This is a genomic window from Lentibacillus sp. L22 (genome assembly GCF_040812445.1).
GTDB lineage: Bacteria > Bacillota > Bacilli > Bacillales > Amphibacillaceae > Lentibacillus_C > Lentibacillus_C daqui.
Map to the genome: position 1 here is coordinate 167,620 of NZ_JBFNXI010000002.1, position 16,922 is coordinate 184,541.

Annotated in this window: 13 protein-coding genes; 5 read left to right on the forward strand and 8 right to left on the reverse strand. The window is 40.1% G+C overall.

Going from position 1 to position 16,922, the window contains the following annotated elements:
• Positions 1-80: 80 nt before the first annotated feature.
• Positions 81-257: a type II toxin-antitoxin system TacA family antitoxin gene (locus tag ABRT01_RS01725; protein ID WP_269411542.1), complete on the reverse strand. Its 177-nt coding sequence runs from the start codon at positions 255-257 to the stop codon at positions 81-83.
• 275 nt (positions 258-532) lie between these two features.
• On the opposite strand from ABRT01_RS01725, the gene ABRT01_RS01730 reads away from it, so the two are divergent.
• From ABRT01_RS01730 to ABRT01_RS01745, 4 genes are read left to right on the forward strand one after another with little or no spacing between them, the layout of a single operon-like run.
• Positions 533-2,041: a TIGR02677 family protein gene (locus ABRT01_RS01730; protein WP_269411541.1), complete on the forward strand. Its 1,509-nt coding sequence runs from the start codon at positions 533-535 to the stop codon at positions 2,039-2,041.
• A 3-nt stretch (positions 2,042-2,044) separates the two neighbouring features.
• A complete protein-coding gene (locus tag ABRT01_RS01735; protein WP_269411540.1) occupies positions 2,045-3,286 on the forward strand; it encodes a TIGR02678 family protein in 1,242 nt (413 codons plus the stop codon).
• Positions 3,283-7,437, forward strand: a complete 4,155-nt coding sequence (locus tag ABRT01_RS01740; protein WP_269411539.1) for a TIGR02680 family protein — start codon at positions 3,283-3,285, stop codon at positions 7,435-7,437. The genes ABRT01_RS01735 and ABRT01_RS01740 overlap by 4 nt, the downstream gene beginning before the upstream one ends.
• Positions 7,424-8,758, forward strand: a complete 1,335-nt coding sequence (locus tag ABRT01_RS01745) for a TIGR02679 domain-containing protein (RefSeq protein ID WP_367746164.1) — start codon at positions 7,424-7,426, stop codon at positions 8,756-8,758. The genes ABRT01_RS01740 and ABRT01_RS01745 overlap by 14 nt, the downstream gene beginning before the upstream one ends.
• Before the next feature lie 172 nt (positions 8,759-8,930).
• On the opposite strand, the gene ABRT01_RS01750 is transcribed toward ABRT01_RS01745, so the two are convergent.
• The 4 genes from ABRT01_RS01750 to ABRT01_RS01765 form a co-directional block, all read right to left on the reverse strand.
• Complete coding sequence (locus tag ABRT01_RS01750; RefSeq protein ID WP_483101648.1) at positions 8,931-9,947, reverse strand: C40 family peptidase; 1,017 nt, start codon at positions 9,945-9,947, stop codon at positions 8,931-8,933.
• A 94-nt stretch (positions 9,948-10,041) separates the two neighbouring features.
• Entirely contained in the window at positions 10,042-11,091 is a 1,050-nt protein-coding gene (locus ABRT01_RS01755) for a dipeptide epimerase (protein ID WP_269411537.1), read from the reverse strand.
• Between the two features lie 40 nt (positions 11,092-11,131).
• A complete protein-coding gene (locus tag ABRT01_RS01760; protein ID WP_269411536.1) occupies positions 11,132-12,292 on the reverse strand; it encodes a DUF819 family protein in 1,161 nt (386 codons plus the stop codon).
• Between the two features lie 119 nt (positions 12,293-12,411).
• A complete protein-coding gene (locus ABRT01_RS01765) occupies positions 12,412-12,735 on the reverse strand; it encodes a DUF3870 domain-containing protein (RefSeq protein WP_269411535.1) in 324 nt (107 codons plus the stop codon).
• A 332-nt stretch (positions 12,736-13,067) separates the two neighbouring features.
• Here ABRT01_RS01765 and ABRT01_RS01770 point away from each other — a divergent pair, with 332 nt between their 5' ends.
• Positions 13,068-14,249 carry an LL-diaminopimelate aminotransferase gene (locus tag ABRT01_RS01770; protein ID WP_367746166.1) on the forward strand — a complete coding sequence of 394 codons (1,182 nt, stop codon included), beginning with the start codon at positions 13,068-13,070 and terminating at the stop codon, positions 14,247-14,249.
• Between the two features lie 219 nt (positions 14,250-14,468).
• On the opposite strand, the gene glpX is transcribed toward ABRT01_RS01770, so the two are convergent.
• The 3 genes from glpX to dhaL form a co-directional block, all read right to left on the reverse strand.
• A complete protein-coding gene (glpX, locus tag ABRT01_RS01775) occupies positions 14,469-15,419 on the reverse strand; it encodes a class II fructose-bisphosphatase (RefSeq protein ID WP_269411533.1) in 951 nt (316 codons plus the stop codon).
• Positions 15,420-15,432: 13 nt separating this feature from the next.
• Positions 15,433-15,921 carry a ribose 5-phosphate isomerase B gene (gene rpiB, locus ABRT01_RS01780; RefSeq protein WP_269411532.1) on the reverse strand — a complete coding sequence of 163 codons (489 nt, stop codon included), beginning with the start codon at positions 15,919-15,921 and terminating at the stop codon, positions 15,433-15,435.
• A gap of 168 nt (positions 15,922-16,089) precedes the next feature.
• On the reverse strand, positions 16,090-16,755 hold the full coding sequence (gene dhaL, locus ABRT01_RS01785) for a dihydroxyacetone kinase subunit DhaL (protein ID WP_269411531.1): 666 nt from the start codon (positions 16,753-16,755) through the stop codon (positions 16,090-16,092).
• Positions 16,756-16,922: the final 167 nt, after the last annotated feature.

The window sequence follows — 16,922 nt, forward strand, 5'->3', positions numbered from 1 at the left end:
TCCCCGTCAGCATCCGTACATCTGAAATCACTTATTATTGTTCTTATGTTTTATATTTAACCATTCTTCAAAGAGAGAATTTACTTCTTCCATCCAGAATTATCTTTCCAACTTTGATATTGTTTCATCAGTTTTTTCACACGTTCATTGGGTTCTGGAGGATTGTTTAACATTTTAACAAAATCATCGTACTCTTTTTCAGACTTAAAATTAATTTCTGCTGATTTAATAGGTTTGTGTTTGATTACTGTATCCATATCTTTTTCCTCCTTCTTATCACACATTACATCACATCCTTTTGGATAACATATGATGAAGTGTGCCCTTTTATTAATATCATTATAACATAGAATACTTATAATTAAATGAATAGTAAAATGTGAAGTTGGTGGTGGAAGGGAAACCCCCAATGAATGCAGTTTCGCTTTATTTGAATTTTCTTTCCAGCTATGCTTTAGACATAAATCTCATATAAAAAGCTGTTTCATCAAGACAGTACATGTTATAATTTTGTCGAAAGGTGGCTCGTAACATGAAGTTAGAACAACGAATGCTATCCCCCTTTGTAAAAGCAAAATATTTATCAGAACCTAATTATAGACGCTATACAAGTATCATTCATTACTTATACCAGCAGCATGAGTACTACTATGGTCCTCCTGCTTTGCAAGGTGATATTTTTAACCATATTATTGAAAACGACACCTTGCAATTGTTTACCGATTATACCGAAAAACAATTAGATGAGGACTTAAAACAATTGGAAGAATGGGGCAATGTTGTTTCACATGCAGATAATTCCCGTGTAAGCAAAATCCAGGATTATAACCGAAGCAGGCTACGCTATCAATGCACTGATGAAACCATCGAAATCGAACGGATGCTGGAAAAACTGGATGGTCAGATTCATCGCATCAAAGGTTCCCTGGATTCAAAGATGGTCAGCTCATTGGCAGCGCTCGTGTTGCAATTTCAAAAAATGGCGTTCGACTCACCCTTATCCAAAGACGAACGTTCAGAATTCAACGAACTTTGGACAGATATGATCAAACGGTTTAAGACATTACGAGAGGAAGCTTCGGACTATCTTGGTATTATCCAAAGCAGAAATATTGAAGAAGCAATGCAAAGCAAGGATATTAGTGCATTTCGGGTCAAATTCACTACCTATTTGACCGATTTCATCATCGCTTTACAAAATAATACCTTTATTATGGAATATGCATTAAAGGATATTCAAAATAGAGGACTTGTCGATCGGGCTATTAAGGAACTAATCATCTATCAAAAGGACAAGCCAAACTTGGAAGAAGAAATCAAAGATGAAGAGATGGCGGAAATCTATCAAATGCAATGGAATGGGATTCAAAAATGGTTTGTCCAAGATGAATACGGCGAACGATATGTCAATTATCTGCTTAAACAGACGAACGAAACAATCAGCAAGTTTATGAAATTCCTGGAACAGCTTACTGAAAGAGAACAACAAATGAAAAGCAGAAAACATGAATTTCTACATTTGGCAAAATTATTTGAGGAAGAGGAGAACTTTGATAACTGCTTGCAGATGTTTGGCGCAATCACCAATATTGAAAACCCACCACATTTCTTTTCCGAGCGAAATCAAGAAATTTATCCAGACGAAACGATCATTGAGCAAGGTCCGGAAACCAAAGCCCTAAACAATGTCAAAACAGCAGGCGTCCGTAAGAAAAAACAAATCGCTGTCATTGAACCTAGTGACGAAGATAAGCAATTATTGGAAGATCTGCGACGACAAAAAGCGTATGAGGAAGAACAGCTTGCAGCGTTTACCCAACGTGGCAGGGTTGAGCTTGGTAAAATAGAGAAGGTCGAAAGCTTTATTTTGCATGCAATACTGGAGTGGATCAGCAAGGCAAATTCCACCAAAACCAAGCGTGGCAAAACAGATAACGGCGTAAAGTATTATATTAAGAGAAATAGTAACCAGTTGATAACCGTTCAAACAACCGAGGGTACGCTAACCATGGATGATTATGTCATTAATTTCGAGGTGTAGGCAATGAACGAGGAAGCAACAGTATTACATGGAGAAGAAGGCCATAAAAAGCAAATCAAGGAAGAAGTCCAGCGTTGTATCCGCATATTACTTGAACGATTCTGGATTACCAGGGATGATAATGAAGAATTATATTATCTCATCAAGGATAATGAAGCAGAAATCAAAACATTTTTTCGTGACACATTCCGTTATCGGCTGATTATTACCCATGAATTGATTAAACTTGAGAAAGTTCCTGTCCGAACGTTTAACTGGATGGGAAATAAAGAAGTAAATGGCCAATCCACTTTCAAACGACAACGTGACTTTGTCTTTCTGTTTTGTTTACTTGCATTTATTGAAGGCAAAGGTAGAGACGATCAATTTTCACTGCAGGATATCTGTGAGGCAATCCAAGCGTATTATCCACAATCCGAGACAAAAGAGCATGTGACAATTATTTGGAAAGAAGGCACCGGCTATAAAAACCGCCTGTCATTGGTTCGCGTGTTAAAATATGCGTTGAAGATGAAGCTGATTGTCATCGTCGACCAATACCTGGAAGATTTTGCAACAGATGCAACCCATGACGTATTATTCGAACGGACGCCATATGTGTCTTATTTTATTCGTAACTTCAAGGATTTGTTTGCCTGGGACAATTATGACGATTTTCAGACGTTCCTGGCTAACGAAAATAATGAATATATTGACGGCAAACATCGCTTTTACCGGCGTTTGTTCCTGGAACCAATTGTTTATCACCACGAAATCTCGGAAGATGAACAAGATTATGTCAAACGATTTCACCATACGATCGAAAACAACGTTCAAAGGTATACCGGATATGAATACGAACATTACAGGCATAACTCTGTATTAACAAAGACAACGATGGTTTCAGGGGAAGTTCTCCACCCTGCCGAAAACATGCTGTCCAACCTTATTCTCAGCTTTGCCGGATATCTATTGGAAAATCAAGCAGATTATGCATTTTCTTTTACGAATGAGATCGACATTTCCAATAATGAAATACAGCAAATTCTATCAAAGTTAAAAGAAAATGACTCCCGTTTCTGGTCGAAAAGCTTTAAGCAAATGTCCACCGAACAGTTACGAAACGTAGTAACCAATTTCCTGGTCAACTGGAATTTTGCTGACATGAAAGATGATAAAACCGTCACATTAAAAGAAGGGCTTTTCCGCACTGTAGGATCATATCAGCATGAAAAATCCAAAGGTCAGGAGGACAATCAATCATGAGTGACGCACTACAACCAACAGGCAGATGGCAAATGTACCGGGCGAAATTGTTCAGTTTCTGGTACTATCCGGATCAGGAATTTTATTTTAAAGATGGCTGCGGCGTGCTGCGCGGACATAATGGCAGTGGTAAATCGGTGACGACACAAAGTTTGATCACCGTCTTGCTCGATGGGGATGTACGAAGCCATAAGCTCGATCCCTTTGGTGGCAGGGAACGCAATATCACCGATACTGTATTGGGTGAAGAAGGCTTATTAGGGATTAACGAACGGATCGGGTATATTCTGCTGGAATTTAAAAAGGAAAACGCCGAAGTATACAAAACCATTGGCATGGGAATTGAGGCAAAACGCGGCAAATCACAAAATAAAGTCTGGTATTTCATTGTCGATGGCAAACGTTTTGGTAATCAGGAAGGGTTTCTCAAGCTTTACAAAGAAGAGTTCATCGAGGGTGCCCTAAAAAAACTTCCATTAAATGAAAACCAGCTACGAAATCTGATTGAAGTGGAAAACCGCTGCGGAAGAATTTTTACCAATCGAAAAGACTACGCAGACAAGGTGAATAAACATTTGTTTGGTTTTGATACACTGGAAAGTTTTATGGGACTGATTGATTTATTAATTCAAATCAGAAGTCCAAAGCTGAGTGATAAAAATCGGCCTGAAGGGGTAGCGGAAGTCATTAATGATTCCCTCCCCCAATTAACGGAAGGTGAATTACGCCCATTAACTGACTCGATTGAATCAATTGACCGCATTGAAAAGGATTTACAAGATACGAAAACCGACTTGAAATCCTTGGAACGGCTAAATGATGTGTTTGTCAAATACAATCAAGTTGCCTTGGTTGAAAAAGCAACAGAATATACGAAGGCACAACAATCGCTTCGTAAGTTGAAATCTACTATTAAGCAAAAGGAAAAAGAAGTTAATCAACAAAAAGAGCGGTTGATGGAAATTGACACTACTCGAACAAAGCTTTCCAATCAGCTGGAAGTAAAAAAGGAAGAATTAAGTTCCCTTGGTTTGAAAGATATCGAGGAAATTGAAGGACGCAAACAAGAAGCAGAAAGCGATTTTACTGAATTAACGAAAACACTCGAAACGCTAAATGATAAGCTCGACCACACGGTCAAACGAAAGCAAGCGGCAAAGCAGAAAAAAGATGTCTATGAAACTGAGCTTTACCAATATGAAAAGGAATTTAAAGATTTTATCCAGGAACTTGACAGTATTACTGAAGAAATGGATTTCGCCAAACATCATCCGTACATGACACATCTGGTCGCTAATCAGAACGACTCCAATTATTCCTTTTTTTCCTGGAAAGAAGAGGTAAAAAAATACGGTGCATTTTTAACAACGATGAAAGCCGAGCTGGATAAATATGAAAAACTAAGGGATAAACTCAGCCAGATTGATAATGAATTAGGCGATATTCAAATGAAAATTGATGGATCACAAACGGTCATTAGTGAATGTAAGGATAAACTGGACGAAGAAATTATTCATGTTGTCGAAACCATTCAACAATGGGCTGATAATGCTGTACATTTACAAGTCGATGATAAAACAAAAGATACACTCATAGAAACAGTTGAAGATGTATTTGATCGTTTGTCAAAAAATGACTATCTACAGCCATTAGAAACATTATATCAACAACGAAAAGAAGCAAATCAAACAAGAAAAATAGCGATTGCCCATCAAATCAATCTTCTGGAAGAGGAAATAGCAAGCCTCGAGAACGAGATTACCGAATGGGAAAATAAAGAAGAAATTGAACCGGCCTTTGTAGAGAAGAAACGCCAGGCTTGGGACGATCTAACAGCAGCCGGAATCGACTATGTGCCCTTTTATGAAGCGTTTGAATTTCATGACACGATTAACCATGACGAGGCTTTGCGTTATCAGAACGCATTAATGGAATCCGGTATCTTGCAAGCAGTTATTGTGAAGCCGGAAGATGTTGAAACAGCGAAACAGTATACCACTGTCCTGGAATATGATGAAAAACAATCCGATAATTTATCGACTGTATTAAAAGCAAGTCATAACGTGAATTTGGAACAGGTACTCACTTCTATATCAGTTGAGGAACAAAACGGAACTTATATCCTGGAAAATGGCTCGTTTAAAAGTGGACTTGTGCAAGGAAAGGCATCCCAAGCAGGAGATTCACTATTTATCGGAAAAGCCGCCAGAGAGATGTACCGTCAAGAAAAAATTCACGGTTTAAAGGTAGCACGTGATCAAAAAACCGAGCAAATAGAAGAGCAGCAAAACCAACTTTCGCAAACGGAAGCGAAACAGTCCAACATGGAAGCTGAATACAAATCTTTCCCGACGCTTTCTAACCTTGCTGATTTGTACGCAAAAATAAATACCGAACAGCAGACCATTGCGGAAATCTATGAACCGCAAAGGAAGAAGTTGAGTGACACCTATAACGATATCGATGAACAAAGCAAGAAACTATTGGTGCAAATCAAAGCAAAATTGGATTTTACAGAACTAGATCTGACAATCGATGCATTCGAGACGGAGCTAAGCAACCAACGAGATTATATGCAATGTTTGCAAGATATGGAAATGGCTTTTACCAAGAAAATGAATGCAAAAGCAAGTTATGCTGACTATAGCAACCGCTGTGAAGAATATGAAGGACAGGAAGTGGAAATCCGTTCTGATATTCTGGACAATGAATCTAAAAAAGACAAAGTCCACGAACGAATCAAAACCTATGAAAACCGGTTAAGAGAAATGGGTTCTGAAGACATTCGCAAACGACTCACTGAGCTGACCAAAGAAATCAATACAACGATTCCGGAACAATTAAACGAATTATTAACCGAGAAAGCCAATGTCACACGGGATATTGAGATCGGGGAAACATTTATTACTGACAAAACCGATAATGAAGCCCCCTTTAAAACAATGGTCCATGAGGCATGGGAAAAGGAATTCCAATCCCATTATAACCTGGGTTATCTAACCATCGACAAAGACACGGTAGACTACCTTGAAATTGCTAAAGAAATCGTAACGCAATATGGTTCGATGATTGATAAAAAAAGAGAAGAAATCACAAAGGTTATCAATCGATTGACCAATACGTTCAACAACAAAAATATTGAATTGTTCCATTATGAACTAGAAATGCAAACATTGAATTCCGAATACATGCCAGAGGTTGATACCGTAGACGATAATCAAATGACAACGTTAAACTTCATGCAAGAGCAAATGAAGCGCATCGTGGTCACGATGAATGTCGATGGCGAACGTGTCCCGCCAACCTATGCGGTAAAACACCTGACTGAGCGTATCGAGCGATTGGACAGGGATATCAATGAGAAAGACCGTGACTTATATGAACGGATCCTCGTCAATACGCTGGGCGATACGATCCGTCGTAAAATCACCTATGTACAGCGTTGGGAAAAAGAAATGAATAAATTTATGGAACACGAAAATCTAATCAAGTTTCGCCTCGCCTGGAAACCGAAAAAAGGGGAAAACGAGGACCAGTTGGACACCTTGAAATTGGTAGAAGCCTTAAAACGGGACAGCCAATGGATCGATGTGGATGAGATCAGCAGCCACTTCCGCTCCAAAATCAAGATTGCCAGACGCAGACATGAGAATCAGTCCCATAAGGAATATAACCTGAAAGACATTATGCGGGAGGAACTTGACTACCGGAAATGGTTTGAATTCGAGATCTACTTTACCAAGAAAAATGATAAAGAAAAGAAATTAACCAGAAACACGTATGGCGAATTAAGTGGTGGACAACGCGTTTTGGCCATGATTACACCAGTACTTGCTGCCTTGTATGCGAAATACTCCGAAGCAAGTGATGATTGTCCGCGCATCTTCACGTTGGATGAAGCATTTTCCCGCGTGGACGATGATAATATTAATATCATGTTTGCGTATATCCGCAAATTGAATTTCAACTATATACTCAATTCCCAATCATTGTGGGGATGCTATGCGTCAGTTCCGTCCCTCAATATTTATGAATTGAGCCGACCGGAAAACCGCCCGCATGTATTGATTGATTCCTATTACTGGAATGGCAAGAAAAAGGTTAGAACAGAAGAATTAGAAAGCGAGGAAGAACAGCTTGTCACTTCTTGATGAGATTACGGATATTTTCAAACGAGAAAAGGGGTTCGACCGCCTTTTCTCTCTTTTTATAAAAAAGTATAAAAGCTATGAACGAGTGGAAAAAGGAATTTCTGTTGTATTGCAAAACCCTACTGCAGAGGAAAAACGGGCCATATCCGGGTTGCTTGGCAAGGACTATTCCAAGAGTAAATCGATTAAATTAACTGCTGAGAAAATAGAAAAAGCCATTTTGAAAACAAAATTTGGCAAAAGCCTGGACTCCATTTCTTTTGAAGAAATCGTTGAGGCTTATCATGGCGAGCCATTAGTAAGCAACCGGGAAGAAGAAATGCGTTTCCTGTCAGAAAGAAACACCTATTTTAACGCGTTGGAAAGTGACGCCAGCTCCCGTTTATTTGTTTCATTGATAGATTGGATCAGAAGAACAAAGTACAATCGATTTTACCAAATGTACAATCAGGATCTTACTGCGTTAACCAAAGCAATGCAACATTTGGATCAGGCATTTGCTTTATTCCCTTTGGAGGACTATGAATATCTGGCGGTCTTCGCTTCCCGTGCAACTGGGAACCCACATGCGTTTGACGCAAATGAAAATGAAGGAAAACTGTTTCTTTATGCATTGCAAATCATCTATTCATTGCAACAACATTGGGAAATCAGGGAATTGAATGCAGAAGAACGTGCAGAATTATTGTACGAATTTCGCATCATGACAGACGACTTATTGAATTTTGTTTCCGTCTTTCAGGCACTTGGCGTAAATAAAAACGGAAAAGAAAATATGCTGCTCCATGGTGCCGCAGAAGAACAATCATTTTTTCATTTACCTTTGAAAGAAATTGTTAAATTGGACAGTGTCACATCTGCTTCTGGCAAAAGCCGACTTTTCATGATCGAAAACTCCAGTGTGGCCTCTCATGTAGTAAGCGAACTGATCAAGCATGATTTAAATGAAACTATCGTATCAGGCAATGGACAATTTAAAATAGCCACCCTGAAATTCCTCGATGCCTTTGTCGAAAACGGTGGGACAGTCTATTATAGCGGAGATTTTGATCCTGAGGGAATATTAATGGCATTCAAATTGAAAAAGCGCTACGGAGATCAAGTAAGTTATTGGAACTATGGCCTGGACAATTACCATATGGCATTATCAGATGAGCCAGTTTCGGAAAGAAGATTAAAGCAATTGAACAATATTGATGATCCAGCACTACAACCGCTTATACAAGAATTAAGTAAGGTCAAACGAAGTGGCTATCAAGAGAAAATATTGACAAAGATGATAGAAGATTTGAAGCAGGAAAAAGATCCAAGCGGGACTTAGTAACAGGTCTATTGTCCCACCTGATGCGGATTTTATCGGCAATTTTGCACAATTTTACGGCAATTTTTCAACATGTATCGGCGATTCAAATTTCAGGGGGATTATTAGCCCATTTTTAAAGCAAAAATCAAACGGGAAGTGCTGCACACTAACCCGTTTGACTAGGTCCCTCTTATTTTACATCTGGAAGATATCTCCGTATTCCGGAAAGTTCCTCGTAGTACCCTTTGGTTTTGACCGGGATGATTTCCACATCTTTTTTCGAGTTCGGTGAATGAATCATCATGCCATTTCCAGCATACATGGCGACATGGTGTACATTGCCTTTTCCTTGATCATGGGCAAAAAATAGCAGATCGCCTGGTTTCATATTTTCAAAGTCGACTGGTTCTCCATGTGTTGCCTGCACACTGGAATCACGTGGAATCGTGATACCATGCGACTGATACATTGTGAACGTAAATCCGGAACAATCGAAACCGAAACCACTCATTCCAGCCCAAAGATAATGCAGTCCCAAAAATTGTTTACCAGTGTTCACCAGATCTTCCCCAGTTGGCGTTGGAATAGCTTCCTGTGAATCATAATGATAACCATCTTTTTTACTAATCCAAGCATGTTTGCCATCCGGTTTCATCACCCGATATGCGTTCTTCGTTTCACCTAAATATGGTAGACGAGTATTGTAGCTTAATTCAATTCCTTGGTGGTGAAACGATGGTGTCTGGTAGAGAAATGCAGTTGGCGAGTTAACTAATACAAATGATTCGCTCGCTTTAGCATCAAACTTTTTCGTATATGTTAATTGGGATTTCGGCATCCAGCCACTATATCCCAATTCCTCATCCGGTGAAGGTTGTCCGGCTACAGCAACCTTTACCCAATCGCCAGCTTTTTCTAAAATGTGAACCTTGTTGCCGTAAAGTGCCTGTGTTTCCAGCATACCGTCATCAGAAAGCTGAACCTGTTGTTCATACGTCATATCACGTTTCCATTTCCACATATCGACTGGATTTGTAGCTGAGGGTGCATCTACTTCGCGTAAAATATCTGGTGCCGTCCAGAGTGTTGCCACAGCTACATCGATATAAGCGGTTTCTTTTTGCGTATGATTCTCTCTGTCCTCCGCATGGGATACGGAAGGAAAAACTATCATACTACCAAATAGCAAAACAGTTATGATTTGAATCAACCTACGAAACATATTTATTCCTCCTCAGAGACAAAGGCCCGGTTCCTCTGTCCCACCGTTTTTTGTAAAACTGGAATATGGTGCCTGTCCCCTACCCAATTCCGGGATTTGTGGATAGAGTGATGTCCTCTCCTTTATACGCGATTGCTGTTGGTGCTTCAGCTAGCCATAATGGTGCATCCAAATCGAAATAAACCACATTCGGATGGGCGGCGGCGAAATGGGCGGCTGCTCCAACCGAGTGAGACGGTTCCATCATGCTGCCGATCATACAGGCAACACCACCAACTTCTGCCAAACTAGCAATCTTCCAGGCATTTGCTATTCCTCCGCATTTCATCAGTTTAATATTCAACAAATCTACATAATGACCACCAACCAAATGAAGTGCATCCTTTGGAGAAAATAAACTTTCATCCGCCATGATCGGAATGTTGACATGATCAGTCACATACTTTAGTTCATCTAACTCCCGGGCTGCGACAGGCTGTTCAATAAATTCAATGCCGGCATTCATGACTTCCATTTGCTTTATCAGTTGGACCGCCTGTTTTGGCTTCCATCCTTGATTGGCATCTAACCGCAACATCACTTCTTCTGGTACAGCCTCGCGGATAGCGGTGATCCGGGCAATATCCAGTTCGGGTTGAGCACCAACTTTAATTTTCAGGCGACTAAACCCATCTGCTGCACATTTCTTCGCGTCCGCCGCCATTTTTTCTGGTGTATCCACGCCAATCGTCATTGAAGTTTGAAGTGGTTTGTTGCCTCCCAACAACTGATAAAGTGGTACTTGCAGCAATCTACTGTATGCATCATATAGTGCCGTATCAGCCGCTGCCTTTGCACTTGTATTCCCAATGCAGCATGTTTGAACCACATCTAGCAATCCCTGAAAATGATAGATATCTTTTTCAACTAATGCCTGCTTAATCGGCCCAAGCAAAGCAGCCTGAATACTTTCCATTGAATCACCGGTAATCACCCAAGTTGGCGCTGCTGCCCCCTTGCCAGTGATCCCGTTTTCTAATTCAATTGTTACCTCGATACTTTCGATTTCAGTTGCTGTTCTTAACGCCGTTTTAAATGGTGTGTGCAACGGGATATTGCGGTGTGTAACCTGCAAATCTCGGATACGCATAAACATTCCCCTTTCTGCTATAATGATAGGTTTTTTGCTTTTACAACATGCTCAGAATATTTCCGATCAACATACCGAAATACGTTCCAAGAAATGACCCAATCAATGCCATAATGACGCCAACCGGAATCAACGTCCGGCTATATGCGGCCGCAAGCATTGGTGCTGAAGCCATCCCGCCGATATTGGCAAGACTGGCAATCCCAAGTGTAAATAGATCATATTTAAACCATTTTGCGAGCAACAACATGATAACCAAATGAATCAGCAAAATCAGAAAACCGGAAATAAGATAAATCGGTGCCTGAGCAATCTGGGAAAAGTCCGATTGCGAGGCGATTAGTGCCACGATAATATAAAGCATTACATTGGAAACATCCAATGCCCCGGGAATCCGGGATACCCGTGTTTGCCCAAGAATCAGACCAACAACAGAAGCAATCATAATTGTCCAAGTCGTGGCATTGATCACATCGCCAACTTCCGGCAAATGATCCCCAACGAATGTAGATAATGCGGATACGAGGAGACCAATACCCAAGAGGTACATGATATGCTTGAATTGTGGACCGTGATCATCCTCCTGAGTCGCAGCCGCTTCTTCAAACCCATTTTGCATAAAGCTGGTATCTGCCTTTGTCCAGCGGTTAAATGCACCAGCAAAAGGTACGAGCCAAAACATAAACATCACCCAGACCGCATAATTAATGGTATCCATCATTAGTGCATAACCAAAAATATTTTCCGGCACCTTAAGAATTCCCTGCAAAGCAACCATATTGGCCGATCCGCCTGTCCAGCTGCCGGCAAGCGCACCAAAAGCACGCCAGGTATCTGTAGCATAAAAAGATTGGAAAACAGCATAGACGATTATAAATCCAAGAAAGATGCTAATAACAGCTACCAAGTAACCACCAAGCATGCGCGGTCCAAGTCTCATAATACTTCTGATATCGCATTTCAACAGCATAATCATCAGCATCGCCGGAAGTAAGGCATCTTTCACATTGGAATAGGCAGCTTCAGTCGCTTCATTATCAAACAGGCCGATTGTTTGCAAGAAAGCTGCCCCAATATAAATGAGGACAATGCCCGGAATAAATTTAAAAAAGCGATTGGAACTAAATTTGTTTTCAATTCCCACCATCAAGGCAGCCAGTGCCACCAAGACGCCGATGTACATAAAACCATCTGTAATCATTTCTGTTTCCCCCTTGATGTATAAGTGAAGTATAGTTATTGAGTCAAGTTATCTTCTCAAAAACTTGAAATTAAAAATCCAGCCTAACAATTGATTGTCAGGCTGGATTTTGACTAGGTTCATGTAGTCAAAGCAGCTTTTGCTTGATCATATTTATTTATGGCATCATGAAATGCGACAATCAAAGCTTTTTGTGAGGCACCCTGATACCGTTTGCGAATATCTTCCTCTACGTTGATATCGTTTATATCACGACCAATAAATAAGGAACGGACAAACTGATTGGTCAGCTGAATCGTCGAAGAACATTCGCAATCGACAATTTCATCGCTGGTAGCATCAACAACTAATGCCAGAAAAAATTGACTGTATCTCTTGGTAATCGGATTATTCTGTGGTGCCTTCGCATCCCCGATCACATAGATGGTATTCTGGTTATACAATTTAAGAATCTCCTTCAACGCACTACAGACGATACAAGGAAACCAACAAGGGATAACTTGTAGTGGCTTGTACCATGCTAGCGCTTACAGGTAACATATTATTAATATAGCATTTGAAGGATTATCAGTCAATAGAAAAAATATCATTAAGACGTTTCAAGGCATCTATTAGTCAATTTTTATAGCAACAATCCATTTAATTGTACAACTAACTCCTATCTCCCTGTGCACCCACTTATTCGAAAAATATTTGGTAATTACCCACCTAACTCTTAATTGATGTTATAATCATACTAATTTTCTACATAAAAAATTCTAACGAGGTGATCTACATGAACATAACTTTATCAGATAAAATGGCGCATTTTCAAACATCCATTTTTAGTGAACTATCCAATTATAAAAAGCAAAAACTTCAGGCAGGAATGGAAATGATCGATTTAAGTGTTGGAAGTCCAGATTTACCACCCGCTCCATTTGTCATTGAAGAACTGACAAAGAATGCGCAAGATCCTACCCAGTACGGCTACACATTAACCGGCACCGAATCACTTCATCAGGCGATTACTGATTATTATAGAAAGAACTATGGTGTTGAAATTAGCGCGGAAAATGAAACATGGATGGTGATGGGGTCTCAGGATGGTCTGGTTCATTTGCCGATGGTATTGACCAATCCCGGCGATATCATCCTACTACCTGATCCCGGATATACAGCCTATGATACGGGTCTTTCCTTGGCCGATGCCACGCCATACCGAATGCCATTAAAAGAAGAAAACGGATTTTTGCCCGATTTGGAATCGATACCGGAAAGCATCAGACAGCGGGCCAAAATGATGGTGTTGAACTTCCCGGGTAATCCTGTTCCCACTTTAGCAACAAGGGAATTCTTTCAACAGGTAGTCGCCTTTGCTAAAAAATATCAGATTGCGGTACTTCACGATTTTGCTTATTCAGAACTATATTACGAAGACGAGAAGCCAATTAGCTTCCTATCCGTTGACGGGGCAAAAGATGTTGGCGTTGAATTCAATTCGTTCTCCAAAAGCTTTAACTTAGCCGGCTGCCGAATTGGCTATGTCGTTGGAAATTCCACCATTGTTAATGGATTAAGCCGATTGAAATCAAACCTGGACTATGGCGTGTTCCTTCCTATTCAAAAGGCGGCAATTTGTGCTTTGCAGAATTCTACTGATTTCAGTGAAAAGTTAAGATCTGTCTATAAAGGACGAAGAAATATTTTAGTAGACGGATTAAATGCTTTAGGTTGGAAAGTGGACACACCTAAGGCTTCGATGTTTCTTTGGGCGAAAGTTCCTGAAGGGTTTACATCGACGGCGTTTACCTACCGATTAATGGATGAAGCAGGAATTGTCGTTGTGCCCGGGAATGCATTCGGTGAATCGGGTGAAGGTTATGTACGGATTGGATTGGTACAGCCGAAATACGTTTTGGAGCAAGCTGTGGAGAAGATAGAGACTAGTGGATTGTTTTCAATTGTAAAAAGTTAATGATAAAAACATTCGTTGAGATTGCTCAACTTTTTATGTCTGCAAATACAACTTGAGATTCAAGTATAGGAAATGCAAGGCTGCTTACTCAGAAGCAGCCTGTACTCATTTATCCCCATCAATTCTACTCTAAATTAACAAACCAACATTCCCTTTATACGCTTTATACGCTTTCCTTCTTTGTTGACGTCAAATTGCTGCAATGGAATTTACGTTTTATTACAATACAGCTTCCTGCAACGCGAGTTTGCTTTCAACGTAACGTATTTTTTGTTCTCTTCCATAAATAAGAATAGATTTTGTAACAAGACCTTCATTATCCATCCTTATTCCATTTAGAAATAGATTATCGGTAATACCTGTAGCCGCAAAAACACAATCGTCAGATCCAATTAGTTGTTGATGGCTCAATGGACTTTCCGCATCCGGTAAACCCATCTGCAGACATCTCGTTATTTCTGCATCGTTACGAGGTTTGAGTTTAGCCTGCATTTCTCCTCCCAGACATTTAACAGCAACAGCACCCAAAACGCCTTCTGGTGCTCCGCCAATTCCAATAAACATATCGACACCACTATTTTCCATACATGTTGCCATTGCATAAATGACATCACCATCATTAAACAAGTGCACCTTGGCACCCGTTTTCCGAATGGTATCGATATATTCCTTATGCCTCGGTCGATCTTGAACACAAATATTTAACTCATTCATTTGTTTTCCGTTTGCTTGAGCTACCGCTTTCATATTTTCATAAAGCGAATAGTCAATGTTAATTTCACCCCTTGCCTTTGGACCAACTGCAATTTTTTCCATATACATGTCTGGGGCATGAAGTAATGTTCCCTTTGGTGCTGCAGCTATCACAGTAATGGCATTCGGTTGCCCTTTTACGGTAGGTGTCGTCCCTTCAATTGGATCTACCGCAATATCCACATCTGGTCCATACCCCGCACCCAATTTTTCGCCAATAAAAAGCATTGGTGCTTCATCAATTTCTCCCTCACCAATGACAACCGTGCCATCCATCGCTAATTGATTCAGCATACTGCGCATCACATTTGTGGCCGCATTATCTGCTGCAATCTTATCGCCGCTTCCAATCCATGGTAAAGCGGCAATCGCAGCTGACTCGGTTACATTTAAAAAATTTAATAACAAACTTTGCATTAAATTGTTCCCCCTAGCAGGTACATGAATTCATGGCTGCTTCTTGATATTTTCCGTTCAAAAATTCCTTTTCTTTATTATTGATTTTGTCTACTTTTCGTTTTGATCCATTTGCCCATGTCACATTTAAATAGGCTTCAACAATTTTTTTACCAACTTCCAGACCAATAATTTGCGCACCCATTGTTAATATTTGTGCATTATTGCTTAATTGGGCTCTTTCAGCAGAATACGTATCATGTGCCAGTGCGGCGCGAATGCCAGGGTATTTGTTGGCAGCGATACAAACACCAATACCTGTTCCGCAAATTAAAATGCCCCTATCCAATTTGCCTTCACTAATGGCTTTTGAGACTTCAAATGCAACATCTGGATAATCAACTGCCTCACAAGAATGACAGCCATAGTCCACCACTTCATGTTCTGTATTTTCCTCAATAAACTTTTTAATCCCTTCTTTCAGTTCATATCCATTATGATCTGATCCAACAGCTATTATCATGATGTGATTCCCCTCTCTATCCTTAGAAATTTATTTATCAATTAATTTCATTTTAAATCATTTATTTTCGTTTATCAATATTTGTTTTCGTTTAATTTTGTTTTGTGTCAAAAAAAGAATCAGAAAACACAAGCTCTGATTCCTTTTTAGCCATATATATTCCGGCAACTAGCTTACCTTTTGTGATAAATCTTCAACATAGTCTAAAAATGTAGCCAAAAGCAAATATGCAGAAGTTGCCCCAGGATCTTGTGCTCCTACTGATCTATCTCCCAAACGGCTGGAGCGCCCCTTTTTAGACACAAGGTCCCTTGTCGACTTCATACCTTCCTCCGCTTTTTGAACAGCATCGCGGAAAATCGGTAAAAGGCCTTTCGCTTCTACATCTTCTGCACCTTCTATTTCCAACACTTGAACAAATGGCGCAAATGTATCTACCATGGTTTTGTCGCCAACTTCAGCTTGCCCCCGCTCCTTTACACCATTTGCGAAAGCGATCCAAAATGCTATAAGGTCCTCGTCGTTTAAAACTTCTTTCTTTTTTATTTGCTTGGCTCCGCGCATAAACCCTGTTGCATATAGCGGGCCAACGGACGAACCAACCGCGTTTAAAAATGTTTTACCCGCTGTAACACTAATCTTGCTGCAATCCTTTTCATCAGCCAAATCAGTTTCCAATTTTTCATTTACTGCCTGAAAACCAATCGACATCGTAACACCGTGGTCCCCATCTCCTAATTTGCGATCAAGTTCACAGAGGTAATCCTTCTCTGCTTCAACCATGCTCACTACTTGTTTCAAATATGTTTTAAATTCTCTTGCTGTAATCTCCACTATTATCCCGCACTCCTTTGTCTATTTAAACCTAACCGAAATTAAGCCTAAAATTAATCAAAGACCTCTTCTCTGTTACCAAGAAGAATGTTTATTTCAACCCTCGGATTTACTTCCCGAGGCCAGCAGATGGGGTCAAACCACAAGCAATCTTTGCCTGTTTAAAA

Coding starts and splice junctions, on each gene's coding strand:
- ABRT01_RS01760 (WP_269411536.1), bottom strand. CDS start 12,292: ATGATTACAGATGGTTTTATGTACATCGGCGTCTTGGTGGCACTGGCT.
- ABRT01_RS01730 (WP_269411541.1), top strand. CDS start 533: ATGAAGTTAGAACAACGAATGCTATCCCCCTTTGTAAAAGCAAAATAT.
- ABRT01_RS01755 (WP_269411537.1), bottom strand. CDS start 11,091: ATGCGTATCCGAGATTTGCAGGTTACACACCGCAATATCCCGTTGCAC.
- glpX (WP_269411533.1), bottom strand. CDS start 15,419: ATGCAAAGTTTGTTATTAAATTTTTTAAATGTAACCGAGTCAGCTGCG.
- ABRT01_RS01740 (WP_269411539.1), top strand. CDS start 3,283: ATGAGTGACGCACTACAACCAACAGGCAGATGGCAAATGTACCGGGCG.
- ABRT01_RS01770 (WP_367746166.1), top strand. CDS start 13,068: ATGAACATAACTTTATCAGATAAAATGGCGCATTTTCAAACATCCATT.
- rpiB (WP_269411532.1), bottom strand. CDS start 15,921: ATGATAATAGCTGTTGGATCAGATCATAATGGATATGAACTGAAAGAA.
- ABRT01_RS01725 (WP_269411542.1), bottom strand. CDS start 257: ATGGATACAGTAATCAAACACAAACCTATTAAATCAGCAGAAATTAAT.
- ABRT01_RS01735 (WP_269411540.1), top strand. CDS start 2,045: ATGAACGAGGAAGCAACAGTATTACATGGAGAAGAAGGCCATAAAAAG.